20 protein-coding genes are annotated in these 17,109 nt (G+C 39.0%); 9 read left to right on the top strand and 11 right to left on the bottom strand.

Going from position 1 to position 17,109, the window contains the following annotated elements; translation table 11 throughout:
• The first annotated feature begins 61 nt into the window (after nucleotides 1-61).
• On the top strand, nucleotides 62-496 hold the full coding sequence (locus ACFVSW_RS02060) for an SMI1/KNR4 family protein (RefSeq protein ID WP_387311585.1): 435 nt from the start codon (nucleotides 62-64) through the stop codon (nucleotides 494-496).
• 111 nt (nucleotides 497-607) lie between these two features.
• Here ACFVSW_RS02060 and ACFVSW_RS02055 read toward each other — a convergent pair whose 3' ends face one another.
• Nucleotides 608-1,012, bottom strand: coding sequence for a hypothetical protein (locus ACFVSW_RS02055; protein ID WP_387311583.1), 405 nt, complete (start codon nucleotides 1,010-1,012; stop codon nucleotides 608-610).
• Between the two features lie 410 nt (nucleotides 1,013-1,422).
• Between ACFVSW_RS02055 and ACFVSW_RS02050 the strand changes: the two genes are divergently transcribed.
• The 7 genes from ACFVSW_RS02050 to ACFVSW_RS02020 all read left to right on the top strand — a co-directional run bounded on the left by ACFVSW_RS02050 (nucleotide 1,423) and on the right by ACFVSW_RS02020 (nucleotide 6,903).
• A complete protein-coding gene (locus ACFVSW_RS02050; RefSeq protein WP_387311581.1) occupies nucleotides 1,423-1,941 on the top strand; it encodes a hypothetical protein in 519 nt (172 codons plus the stop codon).
• A gap of 144 nt (nucleotides 1,942-2,085) precedes the next feature.
• The gene (locus ACFVSW_RS02045) at nucleotides 2,086-2,487 is read left to right on the top strand and encodes an SET domain-containing protein (RefSeq protein WP_387311579.1); all 402 of its coding nucleotides are present in this window, start codon (nucleotides 2,086-2,088) and stop codon (nucleotides 2,485-2,487) included.
• A 277-nt stretch (nucleotides 2,488-2,764) separates the two neighbouring features.
• Nucleotides 2,765-3,961: a GTP-binding protein gene (locus tag ACFVSW_RS02040; RefSeq protein WP_387311577.1), complete on the top strand. Its 1,197-nt coding sequence runs from the start codon at nucleotides 2,765-2,767 to the stop codon at nucleotides 3,959-3,961.
• A gap of 18 nt (nucleotides 3,962-3,979) precedes the next feature.
• Nucleotides 3,980-4,129, top strand: a complete 150-nt coding sequence (rpmG, locus tag ACFVSW_RS02035) for a 50S ribosomal protein L33 (protein ID WP_066087106.1) — start codon at nucleotides 3,980-3,982, stop codon at nucleotides 4,127-4,129.
• A 105-nt stretch (nucleotides 4,130-4,234) separates the two neighbouring features.
• A complete protein-coding gene (locus ACFVSW_RS02030; RefSeq protein ID WP_387311668.1) occupies nucleotides 4,235-5,194 on the top strand; it encodes a metal ABC transporter substrate-binding protein in 960 nt (319 codons plus the stop codon).
• Nucleotides 5,195-5,368: 174 nt separating this feature from the next.
• Nucleotides 5,369-6,076 carry a metal ABC transporter ATP-binding protein gene (locus ACFVSW_RS02025; protein WP_387311575.1) on the top strand — a complete coding sequence of 236 codons (708 nt, stop codon included), beginning with the start codon at nucleotides 5,369-5,371 and terminating at the stop codon, nucleotides 6,074-6,076.
• On the top strand, nucleotides 6,022-6,903 hold the full coding sequence (locus ACFVSW_RS02020; protein WP_387311573.1) for a metal ABC transporter permease: 882 nt from the start codon (nucleotides 6,022-6,024) through the stop codon (nucleotides 6,901-6,903). Before ACFVSW_RS02025 ends, ACFVSW_RS02020 begins: the two co-directional genes overlap by 55 nt.
• Nucleotides 6,904-7,014: 111 nt before the next feature.
• On the opposite strand, the gene ACFVSW_RS02015 is transcribed toward ACFVSW_RS02020, so the two are convergent.
• On the bottom strand, nucleotides 7,015-7,926 hold the full coding sequence (locus ACFVSW_RS02015) for a TIGR03943 family putative permease subunit (protein ID WP_387311571.1): 912 nt from the start codon (nucleotides 7,924-7,926) through the stop codon (nucleotides 7,015-7,017).
• A gap of 12 nt (nucleotides 7,927-7,938) precedes the next feature.
• The gene (locus ACFVSW_RS02010; protein WP_387311569.1) at nucleotides 7,939-8,940 is read right to left on the bottom strand and encodes a permease; all 1,002 of its coding nucleotides are present in this window, start codon (nucleotides 8,938-8,940) and stop codon (nucleotides 7,939-7,941) included.
• Between the two features lie 302 nt (nucleotides 8,941-9,242).
• On the opposite strand from ACFVSW_RS02010, the gene ACFVSW_RS02005 reads away from it, so the two are divergent.
• On the top strand, nucleotides 9,243-9,605 hold the full coding sequence (locus ACFVSW_RS02005; RefSeq protein WP_387311567.1) for a hypothetical protein: 363 nt from the start codon (nucleotides 9,243-9,245) through the stop codon (nucleotides 9,603-9,605).
• Nucleotides 9,606-9,747: 142 nt separating this feature from the next.
• On the opposite strand, the gene ACFVSW_RS02000 is transcribed toward ACFVSW_RS02005, so the two are convergent.
• The 8 genes from ACFVSW_RS02000 to treP form a co-directional block, all read right to left on the bottom strand.
• Complete coding sequence (locus ACFVSW_RS02000; protein ID WP_387311666.1) at nucleotides 9,748-10,797, bottom strand: ion channel; 1,050 nt, start codon at nucleotides 10,795-10,797, stop codon at nucleotides 9,748-9,750.
• Between the two features lie 144 nt (nucleotides 10,798-10,941).
• On the bottom strand, nucleotides 10,942-11,175 hold the full coding sequence (locus ACFVSW_RS01995) for a hypothetical protein (RefSeq protein WP_387311565.1): 234 nt from the start codon (nucleotides 11,173-11,175) through the stop codon (nucleotides 10,942-10,944).
• 32 nt (nucleotides 11,176-11,207) lie between these two features.
• A complete protein-coding gene (locus ACFVSW_RS01990) occupies nucleotides 11,208-11,441 on the bottom strand; it encodes a hypothetical protein (protein ID WP_387311563.1) in 234 nt (77 codons plus the stop codon).
• Nucleotides 11,442-11,489: 48 nt separating this feature from the next.
• Nucleotides 11,490-11,720 (bottom strand): hypothetical protein, encoded by a 231-nt coding sequence (locus tag ACFVSW_RS01985; protein WP_387311561.1) that lies wholly within the window; start codon nucleotides 11,718-11,720, stop codon nucleotides 11,490-11,492.
• 238 nt (nucleotides 11,721-11,958) lie between these two features.
• Nucleotides 11,959-12,636 (bottom strand): SOS response-associated peptidase, encoded by a 678-nt coding sequence (locus tag ACFVSW_RS01980; protein WP_387311559.1) that lies wholly within the window; start codon nucleotides 12,634-12,636, stop codon nucleotides 11,959-11,961.
• 125 nt (nucleotides 12,637-12,761) lie between these two features.
• Nucleotides 12,762-13,478, bottom strand: coding sequence for a trehalose operon repressor (treR, locus tag ACFVSW_RS01975; RefSeq protein ID WP_387311557.1), 717 nt, complete (start codon nucleotides 13,476-13,478; stop codon nucleotides 12,762-12,764).
• A gap of 14 nt (nucleotides 13,479-13,492) precedes the next feature.
• A complete protein-coding gene (treC, locus tag ACFVSW_RS01970) occupies nucleotides 13,493-15,160 on the bottom strand; it encodes an alpha,alpha-phosphotrehalase (RefSeq protein WP_387311555.1) in 1,668 nt (555 codons plus the stop codon).
• 78 nt (nucleotides 15,161-15,238) lie between these two features.
• Nucleotides 15,239-16,663: a PTS system trehalose-specific EIIBC component gene (gene treP / locus ACFVSW_RS01965; RefSeq protein WP_387311553.1), complete on the bottom strand. Its 1,425-nt coding sequence runs from the start codon at nucleotides 16,661-16,663 to the stop codon at nucleotides 15,239-15,241.
• Nucleotides 16,664-17,109: the final 446 nt, after the last annotated feature.

The raw sequence follows: 17,109 nt of genomic DNA, 5'->3' as shown, positions 1-17,109 counted from the left end.
CTGATTTATGTTTGCTAACAAGAGATACGTAGTTATTTTAAAGAAGAGGATTGAAAATAATATGTGGAAGAACTATATTTCTAAAATATCACCAGAATACCATTTTAAAACACCGGCTACAAAGTATGAACAAGATGAAATCAACGCAAAACTTAATGTGGAGCTGCCAACTGAATTAAAAAACCTTTTCAGTGAAACAAACGGAGTATTCGATGAATTTAATTGTCCATTAATTTGGTCGACTAAACAAATCATCGAGGAAAACCTGTCATTAAGAAATGATGAGGAATTTAAGGATTTGTTTATGCCCTTTGATCATTTGTTATTTTTTTCAGATGCTGGAAACGGTGATTTATTTGGCTATGCGATTTTAAATGGAGAAATTCAAAAAGATGATGTGTATGTTTGGAGTCATGAGTGTGACAGTCGGACATGGATTGCCTCATCACTGGAAGATTTTATTGAAGGCTGGGCAACCGGTAGAATAGGTGTTTAATAGAAATGAAAACGCTTGGCAAGAAACAAACGGGTTCGGTTTTGTATTCGAAAACCGAACCCGTTGCGAGGGGACACCAAGCGTTTTCAGTTCGTCAACATTTGAATAGGATTATCTTGGCGTGATTGGTTTTACCATGATTGCTGGTGAGTAGGTCGTTAAGATACAGCCCTCCATATGAGTTGGACTTAGTAATCCTAAATTAAGCGCAGAATTAATTTTTACAGGATCCGGTTTTTTAACGACTTGAATCAGGTCATTCATCTGTAATTCTTCTAATCTTTTAATCGTTTCGTCTTCATCATACTTTTCCGTTTTTCGAATCTGCCTTTGGAGCTTGTAGCCGCTGATGGTGATTTCCCCTTTATGCTCGGGGCCAACCAAGTTATTAAAATAAGTTTGAAAAGCTTCCTTTAATTCATTCATTTTAAGTTCAATTTCCTTCTTCTGTTTATTCAGTTCGTAATACTTGACCAACATCTCTCCTGTAATGAAGGATTCATTGTTTTTAACCAAAATCCTCGCCTCCCTACGAACGTATATTCTATAATATGATGATTTTGGAAAAATAGTACCTTTTTTCGTAAAAATGGATGATTTCAATTTTTAAAATAGTATGATTTTCAATGCCATATCAGGAGTTACCTTCGTCGCAGAGCTGCCAAGAACAGCAACTGGAAAAATTCAAATAGTACATCTACGTGATGAGTATTGGAGTGCACAGGGGATGACCGGGCACTTTGTTAATTAAGGTTTTTTGTGGAATCAAATGTATCAAAAACAACTGCTAGGATGTCATCTTAGCGGTTGTTTGATTTTTTTCGCAGAGTCTAAAGGTATTTGAACATGGGTAGTGGAATATAATGAATGTGCTTTTCCAGAAGCTATAATTTTGTCTTTTGGGGATTGAAGGGAGTGGAGCTTTTTTGTTTATAAAAATGAACAAACAGGAGTTTGATACGCTGGAGGATGAAGCACTTGTAGCAATATGCTTCGAGCCATTTATTTCTAAAATCCGAGGAAAAAGTAACACAGTTAAGCAAGAAGTTTACAAGCAACTGAATACTGGGCAAAAGGCGTTGTTTATGTTTAGTGTTTATTTCAACCATGCAAGAAATTCTCTCGCTGAGTTCTACTGGTGGAGCGCCTATTACCTGGCACAACCGAATGCTTGGTCAGAAATTAAGTCAGCATTACGTTACTTTAAAGCCGAAGAAATGCAAAGACTTGTGGAGGAAATTGAAAGGGTTCTTGTCACAAGGGACTTTCCAAGCAATTTGGAGGAGTTCAATGTTTCCTATAATGACCTTGAAAACGATCCGCAGCTCTTGGCAACTATTGGACCTCTAAACACAATATTCACCGGAATTTCTCCTGCTACCTTGAAAATTATTGGTGAATATATTAGAAATAACCCGCTGGAGTTCATTTGTATAGAGGATTAGGAAATTTAGTGACTTTGAACAGGAAAAATTTACAAATTGGTGTCAGGCACCATAGGAAGAAAAAACATTTGCTTTCTGTCTTATTTACTGGCAAGCTTAAGAAGGTAAAAAATCTTCTTATGAAAGAATTTATAGGTGATTAATATGATTGAGATTAAAACTTCGACGCTTAGTGATGGGGATTTAAATAGAGGGGTATTTGCAACACGTGATATAACAAAAGGGGAGCTGATTCATCAAGCACCGGTTATTCCTTATCCTAATGAGGAGCATGTTCACATAGAAAAAACCTTACTTGCCGATTACGCATTTGAATATGGTCTTAACCACACCGCGTTCGTTTTAGGATATGGCATGTTGTTTAACCATTCGTATGAGCCGAATGCCACATATGAAATTAATTTTCCAAATCACTCGTTTGACTTCTATGCTTACAAGGATATAAAAGCAGGGGAAGAGATCCTCATCAATTATAACGGCGATGAAGATGACAATGAACCGCTTTGGTTTAATAAGGATCAAGATAGCACTAACGAAAATGATTAAATCGAAAAGGATAGATGAAAGCAGTTATTTCTGCTTTATCTATCCTTTTTTCATGGAAAACGAAGCTATATAACTCATGAAAAATGGAGGGACGATGAGAAAAAATAAAAAAACACTTGCAAATAGTAATGGTTACGATTTATTATGTATAGGTGGATGAAAGAAGGAATCGTCTACTGCAATATTTTTTTAAGGTTTAAATCGTAATGATTATGATTTAACCGCGATATATTAAGAGTGATTCGCATTTGATAACAAACGAAGGAGAGATGTACAGTTGAGAAGAAACAAAATCCCAGTGACAGTATTAAGCGGCTACCTTGGTTCAGGTAAAACTACTTTGCTTAATCACATTTTGGAGAACCGTGAGGATAAAAAGGTTGCGGTAATCGTAAATGATATGAGTGAAGTAAATATTGATGCCATGCTCGTTAAAAAAGGTGGTTTTTCACGAACAGATGAAAAATTGGTAGAGCTGCAGAATGGCTGCATTTGCTGCACGCTAAGGGAAGATTTAATTATCGAAGTGGAAAAACTAGCTTCAACAGGTGATATTGATTACATCGTAATTGAATCAACTGGGATCAGTGAACCAGTTCCAGTTGCGCAAACTTTTACATACGTGGATGAAAATTTAGGGATTGATTTGTCAAAATTCTGTCGTTTGGATACGATGGTCACTGTTGTCGATGCCAATCGGTTTTGGCATGATTTTTCATCAGGTGAAAGCTTAATTGATCGAAAACAGGCAACCGATTTAAATGATACAAGAGAAGTGGTGGATTTACTGATTGATCAAATCGAGTTTGCGAATGTCATCCTGTTAAATAAAATTGACCTCGTGGACAATGAGGAAATAAGTGAATTAAAGGCAGTTATGCAAAAGTTAAATCCAGATGCTCGAATCTTAGAAACCGACCATTCCATTATTCCATTACATGAGGTTTTGGATACGAACTTGTTTGACTTTGAAAAAGCGAGTCAAGGTGCAGGATGGATAAAGGAATTGAATGAAGAACACATTCCGGAAACAGAGGAATATGGTATTTCTTCGTTTGTTTACAAAAGAAAAAAGCCATTTCACCCAGAACGCATCATGAATTGGTTAGAAAATTGGCCTGTTGAAGTAGTTCGGGCTAAGGGATTTATTTGGCTGGCATCACGAAACAATATCGCTTGCCTACTTTCACAAGCGGGTCCATCGATCACCTTCCAGGGAGCCGGAGAATGGATTGCATCCTATTCAAAGGAAGAGCAAGAGGAAATATTGAAAGAAGAACCGGAATTGTTAGCGCGCTGGGATAATATTTATGGAGACCGGATAACTGAACTCGTTTTGATCGGAATTGAGATGAATCAAAAGGAAATGGAGTGTTCGCTTGATCAATGTTTACTGACCGATGATGAGTTATCACAGGACTGGTCTTTGTTCAATGATCCACTGCCGGTGTTTACAGAGGCAGCTATAAATTAATTTCAGGAGGATGAAAAAATGAGAGTAACGATCACATTAGCTTGTACAGAAACAGGAGACCGAAATTATATTACAACCAAAAATAAACGAACTAACCCTGAGCGCCTCGAATTGAAAAAGTATTGCCCGCGGTTAAAGCGACACACGTTGCATAGAGAAACAAAGTAACGGAATTAGTGAAAAGAGCGGTTTACTTTGAGTTTTAAATCGTAATCATTTCGACTTGAATTTAATGAGGGAGAGAGAAATTTGGAAAAAAATCAACTAACGAAAATGATAAAGACTGGCATTGTAACGCTGGCTTGTTTGACTTTCATTTCCGGATGCAGTTCTAAAGAAACAACTAATGAAAAAAGTAGCGTTGATGGAGATAAAAAACTTCATATCGTTACCACTTTTTATCCAATGTATGAGTTTACGAAAAACATTGCAGGCGATCAAGCAACAGTGGATCTGTTAATTCCTGCAAGTTCGGAGCCCCATGGGTGGGAACCATCTCCAAAGGATATGGCTAACATTCAGAAGGCTGATCTTCTTGTATACAACAGTCCTTTTTTTGAGACTTGGGTTCCAAAGGTGGAGGACTCCCTCGATAAAAATAAAAAACCATTGTTTATTGAAGCCAGTGAGGGGATTACTTTAATGGAAGGGACTGCTGATGAAGAGGATGTAGATGTAGATGAACATGACCACGATCATGGGCATGTCATGGATCCTCATGTATGGCTCAGCCCGGCGCTTGCACAAAAAGAAGTAGAGACGATTACAGCAGCACTTGTGAAAAAAGATCCGGAAAATAAAGAAGTCTATGAGAAAAATAGTCAAGAATACATCCAACAACTTAAAAGTCTTGATCAAAGCTATCGGGATAGCTTAAAAGAGTATGCTGGAAAAGAAATTATTACCCAACACGCTGCCTTTGGTTATTTAACGAAGGAATATGGTCTTAAGCAGGTCCCAATTGCAGGGCTATCTCCTGACGCAGAACCAAGTCCGGCGAGATTAGCGGAGCTTAAAACATTTGCGCAAGAACATCATCTGCACACGATTTATTTTGAAGAGTTGGCTTCCCCAAAAGTTGCTGAAACACTAGCAAGCGAAATAGGAGCAAAAACGAAGGTTCTCAATACGCTTGAAGGATTAAGCAAACCGGATCAGGAAAGGGGATTAAATTACATTGAAGTCATGAAAAATAACTTAAAGTCCCTTGTGGAAACACTCTCGCAAAAATAGGGAATTCATGTTAACGAAAAAGTGTATTACACTTTTTCGGCCGAAAGGAAAGGATTACTTTCCTTTCAGGCATTAGGGAAACTATGCCTTTGTCGTCGCCTAACGGCTCGCCAATCGGCGAGTTTTCTTTATTTTTGCATTAAGTTAGACATTAGCAAAGAGAGGTGTTAAATAATGATTCTTGCTTCCGTGCAAAATATTGTGTTTGGTTATCACCATTTACCAAGCCTCAATGGTGTTTCATTTGAAATTGAAAGTGGCGAATTTGTCGGGATAACTGGACAAAATGGCGCGTCCAAAACCACAATGATTAAGTTGCTGCTTGGATTGCTTAAACCATGGGAAGGCAACATATCTGTTACCAAGACTAACCTGAAAGGTGAAACTCTTACAATTGGGTATGTGCCCCAGCAAATTGCTTCATTTAATGCGGGATTTCCCAGTACCGTGTTGGAGCTTGTTCGTTCGGGACGATTTAAAAAAGGAAAATGGTTCAAGCGCTTAAACAGTCTCGATGTAAAAATTGTAGAAAATGCGTTAAAGATGGTAGGTATGTGGGAGTTTCGTCATCATAAAATAGGATCACTATCAGGAGGGCAAAAACAAAAGATCTGTATTGCCCGGACATTAGCATCAGAACCTGACCTACTCGTGTTAGATGAACCTACGACAGGAATGGATGCAAGCAGTAGAAAAGCGTTCTACGAATTTTTATCTCATCAAGTAAAAGCACATGGAAGAACAGTCATTATGGTGACTCATAACCAGGACGAGGTAGATCCTTTTCTTACAAAAACACTACAGTTGGAAAGGGGGGAACATGGGGGATGGAAATGCTTAGTCTTGAATTCATGCAGCGGGCTTTATGGGCTGGAGGAGTAATTGCCATCATTGCACCCTTATTAGGTGTGTTCTTGATATTAAGGCGTCAGGCATTAATGGCCGATACACTTTCCCATATCTCACTTTCAGGAGTTGCGATTGGTTTTTTTATTCATATCAATATTACATTTTCTAGTATTTTAATCGTCGTCATCGGTGCAATTGGAATTGAATATATGCGCCGTGCCTACAGAACTTATTCTGAAGTATCGATTGCCATCCTGATGGCTGCAGGACTGTCGTTTGCCTTATTTCTGATGAGTATCAGTAGTGGCGGGACGTCGACTTCAATCGATCAATACTTATTTGGCTCGATTGTGACGATTAGTCCATTACAAGTAATAGTACTAACCGTGGTTGCAGCTTGCATCCTCCTATATTTTATTGTGCTTAAAAGACCTTTATATTTGATGACTTTTGACGAAGACACCGCCTTCACTAGTGGAGTTAATACGAATTTGCTTTCGCTCTCCTTTAGTATTGTCACGGGACTGGCAATTTCGGTGATTATTCCAACCATTGGTGTATTACTGGTTTCTGCGCTGCTTGTCCTGCCGGCGGCTTTTGCTATTCGCTTGGCAAAGGGATTTGCCATGGTGATTCTAGTTGCTGAACTTACATCGATTGTAAGTATTTATACAGGTCTCGTTTCTTCATATGAATTAGGAACACCTCCTGGGGCTACGATTACACTCATCTTAATCCTGATTTTATTAGTAGGTTTTATTGTACAGAAGGTGGTTCTTCATTTCTCAAGGGTTTTGAAAACGAGAAGCAGAAAAATCATTCAAGTTCCGCAAACAAGATCATTTGACAAAAGAGCTTAGAAAATTTAAGCACTTTTGTCAATGCTTGTTGTTTTTTTGTAATAGGAGACATCTTCCTCCGGTAAAGGTGATGCTTCCGCCAGTAAAACCCTGCAACCACTTTATATCAGTTTATTCTATCCTCTCCCCAGCATCATAAACGTACGGCTGTTTAGGGATAGGAATCATTTTATAATCTTGAATATTGATAATGGGAATGGAAGCTCCATCGAATATCGTTTGATCGATTGTACCTGTCACTTGTATCCATTTATCATTTGGCAGGCTGGCTACTTTTCCTTTTGCCATGATTCCGTATACTGAGGCATCTGCTACACAGCAAGTGATTCCATAGCGGGCAATGACGATTTGATCTTGGAAGAAATTTTTTTCCCGATAGATAAATCCCTTAATCGTAATCGTTTTGCCTACCATTTTCTCCAAGTTTTCTTGAATAATATTCACCATCGGAACGTATGTGTCATCCGTAACATTAATACTTGGAGAGAGTATTAGGTTGCTAGTTAATGAGGTATATTCAGTTTGTGTTAATGGTTCCGGCATTCCCGCGGATGAAGAGCTGGTGGTGGAATCAGGACGACCTTGGTCAGATGATTCCCCATTCTTTTTTGCTGGGTGAATGTTTACCAAATCCTGCGTATCTGCGCCAAGTTTGAGGGTTCGATTCTTGGCTACAGAGCTTCCGAGGACATGATCGGCAAAAAGGAGCCCGGTGGTAATCGGAATAATGAAGATTGAATAAAGGAACAAGCTCTTTATTTTCGATGTTGGATAGTAATGTTCTCCCTGACAATCACAATCGTAGTGTGCATTTTCTTCAGAGGTCCCTCGAAATATTAATAGAACCCCTACTAGGAGAAAAATAAACAATGTAACGTAAATAAAACCGTTCATCTTCGGTGCGATAAAAAGGGTGATATTATTTGTAAGGAGTAGTTTCAAAAGCAGGAGCATAAATCCGATCAGAATAATGCCCCTAATTAGATGGTGATAGGTTTTTTTTTCGCTATTCATTCTTTTCATTATGCAAACCTCCTACCAAACTGTTAATTGAAAAATATAAATAGTTACATAAACGACAATGGGGACCACAACCATCAGGAATAAGACGAATCTCTTTTTAAAATAAGCAAATAACATGAACGTATTTTTGATGTCCAGCATCGGACCAAATACAAGAAAAGCAAGCAGTGAACCCTTTGTAAAAGTGGAACTAAATGACGAAGCAATAAAGGCATCGGCCGCAGAACAGACTGACAAAACATAGGACAAGCCCATCATTACTCCTGGTGCGCCGGCTGTGCTTGTTCCAAGTGATAACAACAAATTTCGATCGAAAAAGACCTGAAACAAACTTGCCAAGAAAGCACCGATAAATAAAAATTTGCCCATATCAAATAGTTCATCACTGGCATGATAAAATGTTGCCAATAGTTTGTTTTTCTGCAGATGATGATGCTCATGGTGGTGAACGTGTTTCTTCGTCCTTAAGACATCAGCTTTCCTGAAATACCGATAAATAATCAATCCAATGATGATCGTACAGATAAAACTAACAAACATTCTTGCATTTGCCATATAAGGCGTACTTTTAAAAGCAAAATAAGTGGATGCATAGACAACAGGGTTAATAATGGGTGCGCTAAGCATAATGACAACCCCTACATGTGCAGGCATTCCTTTCTTAATCAATCTGCGAACAACTGGAATAACCGCACATTCACAAATAGGAAAGATGATGCCAATTAAGGCAGCAGGAATAACGGCCAAATAAGCATTACGAGGCATTACCTTCTGAATCATATTTTCTGAGACAAAGGATTGAATAATCGCTGATACAAAGACACCCAACAAGATAAACGGAATCGCTTCTAAGATGATGCTAAGGAAAATCGTGTTGACATTGAAAAAAGAACCAGGGAATTTATCGAAAATAGCCAGATTATTTACTTGCTCCGCAAAAAGAAATAGAAAAATAAAGAGACAAAATAATAGAAGGCTTAAACTACCTTTTATGAACCTAGTTAAGTAGACCAAAATAATAGATACCCCCCTTAGCTCTATCAGTTCCTAACATTATAGTATGTTCTTCTAATTAGATAATGACCTTTATAAAAATATTAAGAAGATAGTAATCCCTCTATGAAACTATCTTATTTCTATAAATCGTAATTATTACTATTTATTTTTAGGAGGATATTAATGAATCACAAAAGACTTGATTTTCGCTCCGCCACCCACTATCCAATTACTTTCCTGAAAAATAGGACATTTGCCTATGCCTTTTCGTGATTTCGACATAGTCTAGACTGTAACCTAAATAAAGGAGAGATGCTCGAATGATTGATACGAGACAATTTATGGGCGGTTTTGGAGGCATGGGAGGATTTCCGGGTGTTGGTGGCTATAGCGGCATGGGCGGTTACCCAGGAATGGGAGGATACGGCACTGTAGGAGGCTATGGTGGATTTCCAGGAATGAGCAGCTATGGAGGATATGGAGGATATCCAGGTATGGGTGTATACCCAGGCTATGGTGGCATGGGCGGTTACCCAGGTCATGGCTGGCATGGAGGCTGGGACGGATATCACGGTCACGGTGGACATGGAGGCTGGGATGGATATCACGGTCACTGTGGACATGGAGGCTGGGATGGATATCACGGCCATGCAGGCATGGGAGGATTTCCCGGCCAAAGTTGATAGAAACATTGAACACAACAGTTAATATGAATAGTTTGTAAACAAAAATGCGCAGCGACTGTATGAAAAAGTTGGCTTTAAAAAAGAATCCAATTACTATTATTTTTCGATTTAAATAAGGGGATGCCAGCAGCGCATCCCCTTATTTAATCGTATTTGTGTTTAGTTGGTCGAGGGTCTCTTTATCACAAATTACGAAAAGCTGGGCATCCTCAGGAATTTTATCATCAAGTTTTTGGTTAATATGCAGGTCACGGCGATCGGCAACAAGTGTCGCCCCTTTGCTGAGAAGATCAAAAAAGGCATCACGATATGTCTGCCATTCAGGTTGTTTAGGAATCTCGTACATGGCTTCCCCATATTTTGTGCTCAACATTTCAGAAAACAAATGAGTAGCACCATGAGAAAACAACGATCTTACTGCTGCATGAGAAATCATTTCTTGGGTCGGAATAAACTCATCGACTTTCGCATGCTTAAATAAGGGAATATGATTTTGATGAATGACCTCAGCAGTAACGTGGACGGACTTATGATATTTTTCCTCAATGGTTGTGATGGCGGTTGCGATTAATAGCGTTTTGCCGTCAACGAGAAGCGGGTCTTTTCTTGCATAGTTGTCTTGGGTAATTTGGTTAGCAAAAATGATGACTCCAGTTGCTTTCGGTAAATTTGCATCTAATAGTGTTTTCTCATTGGTCGCATTCCCGCGAACATAAAACAGCCGCTCCGCCATTATTGGAGCCTTTTCCAAATCATCAATGATGACTATATCGATTTTTTTATCAGATTTGAATATTTCTTCGATTGCTAATTTTGATTTTGCACTCCAGCCAATCAGGATAATATGATTTTTGCCTGTGTATTTCATTTTCCCTCCTATTTTAAGTTTATCGATTAGATAAATGGAATTAATCACTTTTCCAATAAAAACACCGACAAGCCCAATTCCTGTGATATAAAGGAAAATGGTATATGCCTTGCCAGCATCGGTTACTGGAGTATAGTCGCCAAAACCGACAGTAGCAAGAGCTGTCAAAACCCAATAAATAGATGTTAAATAAGATTCAAATCTTTTTGGCTCAATTAAATAAATACCTAACGCGGCCATTAAGATGTACAAAATGGCAAACGGTATAAAGATTTTATCACGAAGCTTAATCAGATAATAGAGCCATTTTTTTAGCATCATTCCCACTAGCTATCGTTCCTGCCTTCCAAACTGTCGAATATGCTTATATTTCCCAAAGTTTGCAGATTAATCAACAGTTGTGAAAGAAAGCATGATAACAGATAAATTACCCCCTATCCAAACCGAATAGGGGGGTAATTGTTTTTAAACGATGCTATTTTTGGTGATCCAGGCATCGCTAATGTCTGAATCTAAGATATAGGAGATAGGGATGATCATGGAAACCAAATCTCCATTTTGCTCACCGTAACCTTGGTTTCGTTTGTATGAAACGAAATGGTCAATAAACTGGTTAGGTCCAAAATTGAGGACCGATGCGTGGTCGATTGAATTGACTTTTACACCCCCGAGATTCACAACCATCGGTGCGAATACCAAAATATCACCCCTTGTTATTAAAACAAAACCCGTTAAATAATGCTGTTCTTTACGGAATTGGTATCATTTACATCTGGGTCAACCACCCATGAAATGGGGATATTTACAGGCGAAATGTCACCATTCTGTTCGCCAACCCCCTGATTTCTTTTGTAAGAAACAAACTGATCGACAAATTGGTTAGGTCCCAAATTAACAAATGCTGAATTATCGACTGAATTTACCTTAAATCCTAAAAAATTGATGGCCATTGGTGCGATATTCATATTATTCACTCCTATGCCTTAATTGTTTTTAACCAATTGGAGATAAAGCTAATGGCTATTCTTTATCACTGGCTTATCGATGAATTCGTCATCGAAGGTAATATGAATGGGGCAAAAATCAACAGTTAAATCGCCATGCTGCTGGCCAAATCCTTGATTTTTTTTCGCGAACGTATTATTTCCTTTTAGAAAATTTTCTCCAAAGGATACGGCACTTTTATGTTCGGCACTGTTTATTTTAATACCGCCAATATTGACTTTTGTTGGAATAAAAAACATCGTATTCTCCTTTCTTTGTCTCTATTCAGAAAAAGGACGGAATGAAATCATGGGTATTTTTAAACTATATTCACTGAAAATGATAATAAGACCGTTATATTGTTTTGGCTGCATTGGACATCAAAAAAAAAGCGGCCGGAGCCGCTTTGTAAGAAGGAAAATCTTTATGGGTTAGTACATCATATGAATTAGCTTGTACGTGCTTGTAGTGAACATGTCCATTTTTAAAAAATATTTTTTAACAAATTTTTTGAATCAGGTTAATCGAGTTATTTTTCGGTGAGTTCACGAGCGGAGATACCTCGTATGTCTCCATTAAATTTTCATCGAAGGGAACTAGTAATGAATGGAGCTGTTTGGAATCTGAAATGGAAGGATTCAGCCAAGTTTTTTCATTTTCCGGCAGTAAAATAACAGGCATCCGGTCATGAATATCCTTCATTAATTCATTGGGTCCTGTTGTGATCACCGAGCAGGTGTAAAGTGTTTTTCCATCCGGCGATTTCCAGCCTTCCCAAATACCGGCCATAGCAAACAAATCATTCGACTTTAGTTTAATGCGCATCGGTGTTTTCGTTTTATCATCGTGGCGTTTCCATTCATAAAAGCTATCGGCAATGACTAAACAGCGTTTCTTTTTGAAAGCGGCGCGAAAGCTTGGTTTTTCAGCAATTGTTTCAGCCCGGGCATTGATCATTTTATTACCAATGGATCCATCCTTTGCCCAGGGCGGGACGAGACCCCATTTTAAAAAGCCCATTCGGTTCGTTTTCCCGTCATTGATTACAGCTAGGACTGCCTGGGAGGGGGCAATATTATAGCTTGGCGAATAAAGCTCTTCCTCCATGAAGGATTGAATATCAAAGCGATCAATGATTTCTTCGAAAGTTGCCGTTAATGTGAAGCGGCCGCACATGCACATCACCTCAGTAATTTATAACCCCATTGTAGCAAAATTCATGGAGAAAATCTTTCAGCGTAGTTCAACAAACGGGAAATAGAAAAGACCTGCTATCAACCAACTAGCAGGTCTCATCTCTATTATTGTCTTGTTCTCCGGGCAAAGTCAACAAAGCGGAATTTGTCAGGACGATGCCTGGATTCTGTGTATTGGAAAAGGGTGGCATCATCTAGATAAACATAGTTTTTAATGACGACCACATTGTGAAAGCCTTCTAGGTCCATTAGTGCACGGTCTTCTTCATTCGGCTCTTCGACAACAATTTCCTTTTTTGCAAAACTAATCGAGAGTCCCAATTCGTCTTCAAGATACTGATAAATCGAATCGGCACAAATATCTTCCGTTAAGTGTGGCACAAATTTTTTAGTTAAGTAATCTTTATCTAAAATAATTTTTTCCCCGCCCATTTCTCTAGTGCGGACAACCTTCCAAACGAGATCTTTACTTGAAAGCTGAAGTTGTTTTCTGATAAGACTATCAGGCTTATCTAACTCGAGCTCGTGGACAATGGTTTTGGGCTTGCTACCCATTTTTTTCGATAATTCCTTAAAGCTGACTAGTCCGGAAACGGGGAAATCAAATTTACTGATGTCGATGACAATCGAACCTTTTCCTCTAACTTTTTGGATATAGCCATTTTGCGAGAGCAGGTTTAACGCTTTTCGAATCGTTTCCCTCGAGGTATCGAATTGATCCTTTAAGTCATTTTCAGAGGGGAGAAGCGTCTGCGCCGGAATTTCTCCGCTTTTTATTTGCCGAGCAATGTGGTTATAGATGGTTTGGTACTTATTTGTCATCACGACAGCTCCGTTCATTTTTTCAGGTGGTACACAATTGATTCATACTGCCGCAAGGGAATAACTTGTCCAAGCGGGGCAGAATCCTCATAGTTAGAGATTAGCACCTTACTATCATAATCATCAAGCTTTAAATGAGCAGGGAGGACAAATTCAATTTCATTGGCGTAAAAATGATTGATGACGAGCAGTTTTTCCGTTCCGCTTGTTCGTACATAGGCAAAAATTTCGTCATCATTTTCTAAAATAAGCTCGAAATCACCTTCAGATATCACTTCAAAGTCTTTTCTTAATTGAATTAGCTTTTGATAGTGATAAAAAATCGAGTCTGTATCGTTAACGGCTTTTTCAGCATTAATGTCTTGATAATTCGCCGCTGTCGTAATCCAAGGGGTTCCTGTCGTGAAGCCCGCGTGTTCACTACCATTCCATTGTACGGGCGTCCGCGAATTGTCCCGTGATTTTTGCTTGAGGATTTCCATAATCTCTTCCTCATCCAAGCCTTCCTGTTTCTTGAGGTTAAACATATTTAAAGTCTCGACATCGCGATAGTCTTCAATCGACTCGAATTTCGGATTGGTCATCCCGATTTCTTCGCCTTGATAAATATAGGGTGTTCCCTGCATCATATGCAGCGCTGTTGCCAGCATTTTAGCAGACTCCTTGTGATATTTTCCGTCATCGCCGAAACGCGAGACGACACGAGGCTGATCATGATTACACCAGAAAAGGGCATTCCAGCCGCCGCCGTGATTCATTTCAACCTGCCACTCTGAGAGGATATTTTTCAAAGACTGAAAATCGAAATCTGCCTTCGTCCATTTATCGCCATTTAGATAATCGACTTTCAAATGATGGAAGCTAAACGTCATATTTAGCTCTTCTTGGTCAGGGTTGGTGTACTTGATACAATTATCAATCGAAGTAGACGACATTTCCCCAACAGTCATGATATCGTATTTTGAAAAAACCTGTTCGTTCATCTCATGGAGAAACTCATGGATGCGCGGTCCATCTGTATAAAATTTACGTCCGTCACTGTTATCTTGAGGGAACTGCTGATTTTTTGATATGAGATTAATCACATCAAGACGGAATCCGTCAACCCCTTTTTTCAGCCAAAAATGCATCATTTCATATAAAGCTTCGCGGACCTTTTCATTTTCCCAGTTTAAATCCGCTTGCCTGACATCGAACAAATGTAGGTAATACTGTTCCGTTTCTTCATCATATTCCCATGCAGGGCCGCCAAATTTGGACTCCCAGTTTGTGGGCGGCATGCAGTCCTTACCATCCTTCCAGATATAGAAGTCACGATATGGATTATCTTTAGAAGATCTAGCTTGCTTAAACCACTCATGTTCGGTGGACGTATGGTTGATAACAATGTCCATGATGATTTTTAATCCGCGTTTGTGGGCTTCATCCAGCAGCAAGTTGAAATCTTCCATTGTTCCATATTCTTCGTGAATGGAATAATAATCACTAATATCATACCCATTATCACATTGAGGGGATTGGTAAATCGGTGTGAGCCAGAGGACATCGACTCCTAGTTCTTTTAAATAGTCTAGTTTTTCAATAATGCCCTGAAGGTCTCCGATGCCATTTCCCGTTGTGTCATTAAAGCTTTTTGGATAGATTTGATAGACGACTGCTTTTTTCCACCATTCTTGTTGCACAATAAACACCTGCCTGTTTTTTTTGAAAAATAATTAGAAAAAGGAGGGAGGCATCTCCCTCCATTACTGGAGTTTTATTTATTTTTTGAAAGAAAATTTATTCATCCTTGTTTTGGCGAAGACAATGGTCAAAATGAATGGTATGACAATTGCTACGACCATGGAAAGGGCGAACATACCCATATGCTGCGGCTGAATCGATAAGAATCCAGGAATACCGCCAACACCGATCGAGTTGGCCATGACATTACTGCTTACGGAAATGACTGCCGCAGCCATTGATCCCAGCATCGCAGCTAAGAATGGGAAGCCATATTTCAAGTTAATCCCAAACATCGCTGGCTCGGTTACACCTAAGTAACAAGAGATGGCTGCTGGAATCGATACTTGTTTTTCTTCTTCATTTTTCCAATTGATGAAAATCATGGCAAGGACAGCAGAGCCTTGAGCAATATTAGATAGAGCGATCATTGGCCATAAGTTTGTGCCCTTAAACTGATCCATCAATTGAAGGTCGATCGCATTTGTCATATGGTGCAAACCAGTGATAACAAGCGGTGCATAAGCAAAACCAAAGATTGCGGCAAATACCCAGCCAAAAGCGGATGTTAAACTAGAATATACCACATGTGAAATTCCAGAACCGATGCTCCAGCCGATCGGGCCTAATACTGTATGTGCGATTAAAACCGTTGGAATTAACGCAAAGAACGGAACGACAATCATTGAAATCGAATTTGGTACAATTTTTCTAAGTCTTGTTTCTAAGAAAGCAAGTAATAAGCCGGCTAAAATAGCAGGAATGACTTGTGCTTGGTAACCAATCATCTTAATTTGCGTAAAGCCGAAATCCCATATCGGAATATCCTTTGCACCCGATACGCCATAGGCATTAAGCAATTGTGGAGAAACGAGTGTAATCCCAAGGACAATACCAAGTATTTGCGAACCGCCCATTTTCTTCGTAACGGACCAGGTTATCCCGACTGGTAGGAAGTGGAAGACCGCTTCGCCAATCAGCCAGAGGAATGCATGGACGCCTGCCCAGAACTGGGATACTTCAACAATGGTTTTGGTGCCATCTTCAAGTAATTTGATATCGCCAATCACGTTCCTGAAGCCGAGGATCAAACCTCCGACAACAAGGGCAGGGATTAATGGAGTGAAAATTTCAGCTAGATGCCCCATCATCCGCTGTAGCCAATTCTGATTTTGTTTGGCTGCAACTTTTGCTTCATCTTTAGATGACCCATCTACACCAGCAATTTTGATAAAGTCGTTGTAAAAGCTTGAGACTTCATTTCCGATGATAACTTGGAATTGACCTGCTTGGGTAAAGGTACCTTTTACAAGTTTAATTGATTCAATTTCTTTAATATTTGCTTTCGCTGGGTCGTTTAAAACAAACCGCATTCTTGTTACACAATGGGTAACGGCTGCAATGTTTTCTTTACCGCCAATTTGTTCCAGTAGTTCTTTAGATGGCTCAGTGTACTTACTCATTAGTCTTTCCCCCTGTTTAAATGGAATATAAACCCCAATTATATCTCTATCCTTTTTATATACAGGCATGTGTACGTTTTCATCCAATTGCTTAGCTTGTATATACAGGTTTTGATTACGTTTTCATTTTAACTTGTATATACATGTATGTCAACAAGGATTTTTTAATAGTTTTTTTATGTTGATTAGATTTGAATTGAAAAGCGGGGGAGTATATTTGGGATTACCGTCTTATGGTCTGACCATATTGTTTAGTCATGCTTATGGCAAGGGGTGAGGGGAAAAGTTAAGTGATGATTTAGATAGACAAATGATGTTTATGAAGTAATCCAAATGGCATGTACCATTGCATGCCATTTGGATTACTTTCACTCTTTACAGCTTTAAAACATTGAAAGAATATTTCGAAAATGGTAAGATAATGATGTTAAAATTCTTCTGAGTTT

Source organism: Neobacillus sp. NPDC058068, from assembly GCF_042885335.1.
In the GTDB taxonomy this organism is placed as follows: Bacteria; Bacillota; Bacilli; order Bacillales; family Cytobacillaceae; genus Neobacillus.
Note: the sequence above shows the minus strand (reverse complement) of the source record. Positions and strands in the feature narration are given on the sequence as shown.

What these genes read in the sequence shown, in the direction of transcription:
- ACFVSW_RS02060 (WP_387311585.1), top strand. Translation starts at nt 62, where the DNA reads ATGTGGAAGAACTATATTTCTAAAATATCACCAGAATACCATTTTAAA.
- ACFVSW_RS02045 (WP_387311579.1), top strand. Translation starts at nt 2,086, where the DNA reads ATGATTGAGATTAAAACTTCGACGCTTAGTGATGGGGATTTAAATAGA.
- rpmG (WP_066087106.1), top strand. Translation starts at nt 3,980, where the DNA reads ATGAGAGTAACGATCACATTAGCTTGTACAGAAACAGGAGACCGAAAT.
- ACFVSW_RS02030 (WP_387311668.1), top strand. Translation starts at nt 4,235, where the DNA reads ATGATAAAGACTGGCATTGTAACGCTGGCTTGTTTGACTTTCATTTCC.
- ACFVSW_RS02025 (WP_387311575.1), top strand. Translation starts at nt 5,369, where the DNA reads ATGATTCTTGCTTCCGTGCAAAATATTGTGTTTGGTTATCACCATTTA.
- ACFVSW_RS02020 (WP_387311573.1), top strand. Translation starts at nt 6,022, where the DNA reads ATGGAAATGCTTAGTCTTGAATTCATGCAGCGGGCTTTATGGGCTGGA.
- ACFVSW_RS02015 (WP_387311571.1), bottom strand. Translation starts at nt 7,926, where the DNA reads ATGAAAAGAATGAATAGCGAAAAAAAAACCTATCACCATCTAATTAGG.
- ACFVSW_RS02005 (WP_387311567.1), top strand. Translation starts at nt 9,243, where the DNA reads ATGATTGATACGAGACAATTTATGGGCGGTTTTGGAGGCATGGGAGGA.
- ACFVSW_RS02000 (WP_387311666.1), bottom strand. Translation starts at nt 10,797, where the DNA reads ATGATGCTAAAAAAATGGCTCTATTATCTGATTAAGCTTCGTGATAAA.
- ACFVSW_RS01990 (WP_387311563.1), bottom strand. Translation starts at nt 11,441, where the DNA reads ATGAATATCGCACCAATGGCCATCAATTTTTTAGGATTTAAGGTAAAT.
- ACFVSW_RS01985 (WP_387311561.1), bottom strand. Translation starts at nt 11,720, where the DNA reads ATGTTTTTTATTCCAACAAAAGTCAATATTGGCGGTATTAAAATAAAC.
- ACFVSW_RS01980 (WP_387311559.1), bottom strand. Translation starts at nt 12,636, where the DNA reads ATGTGCGGCCGCTTCACATTAACGGCAACTTTCGAAGAAATCATTGAT.
- treR (WP_387311557.1), bottom strand. Translation starts at nt 13,478, where the DNA reads ATGACAAATAAGTACCAAACCATCTATAACCACATTGCTCGGCAAATA.
- treP (WP_387311553.1), bottom strand. Translation starts at nt 16,663, where the DNA reads ATGAGTAAGTACACTGAGCCATCTAAAGAACTACTGGAACAAATTGGC.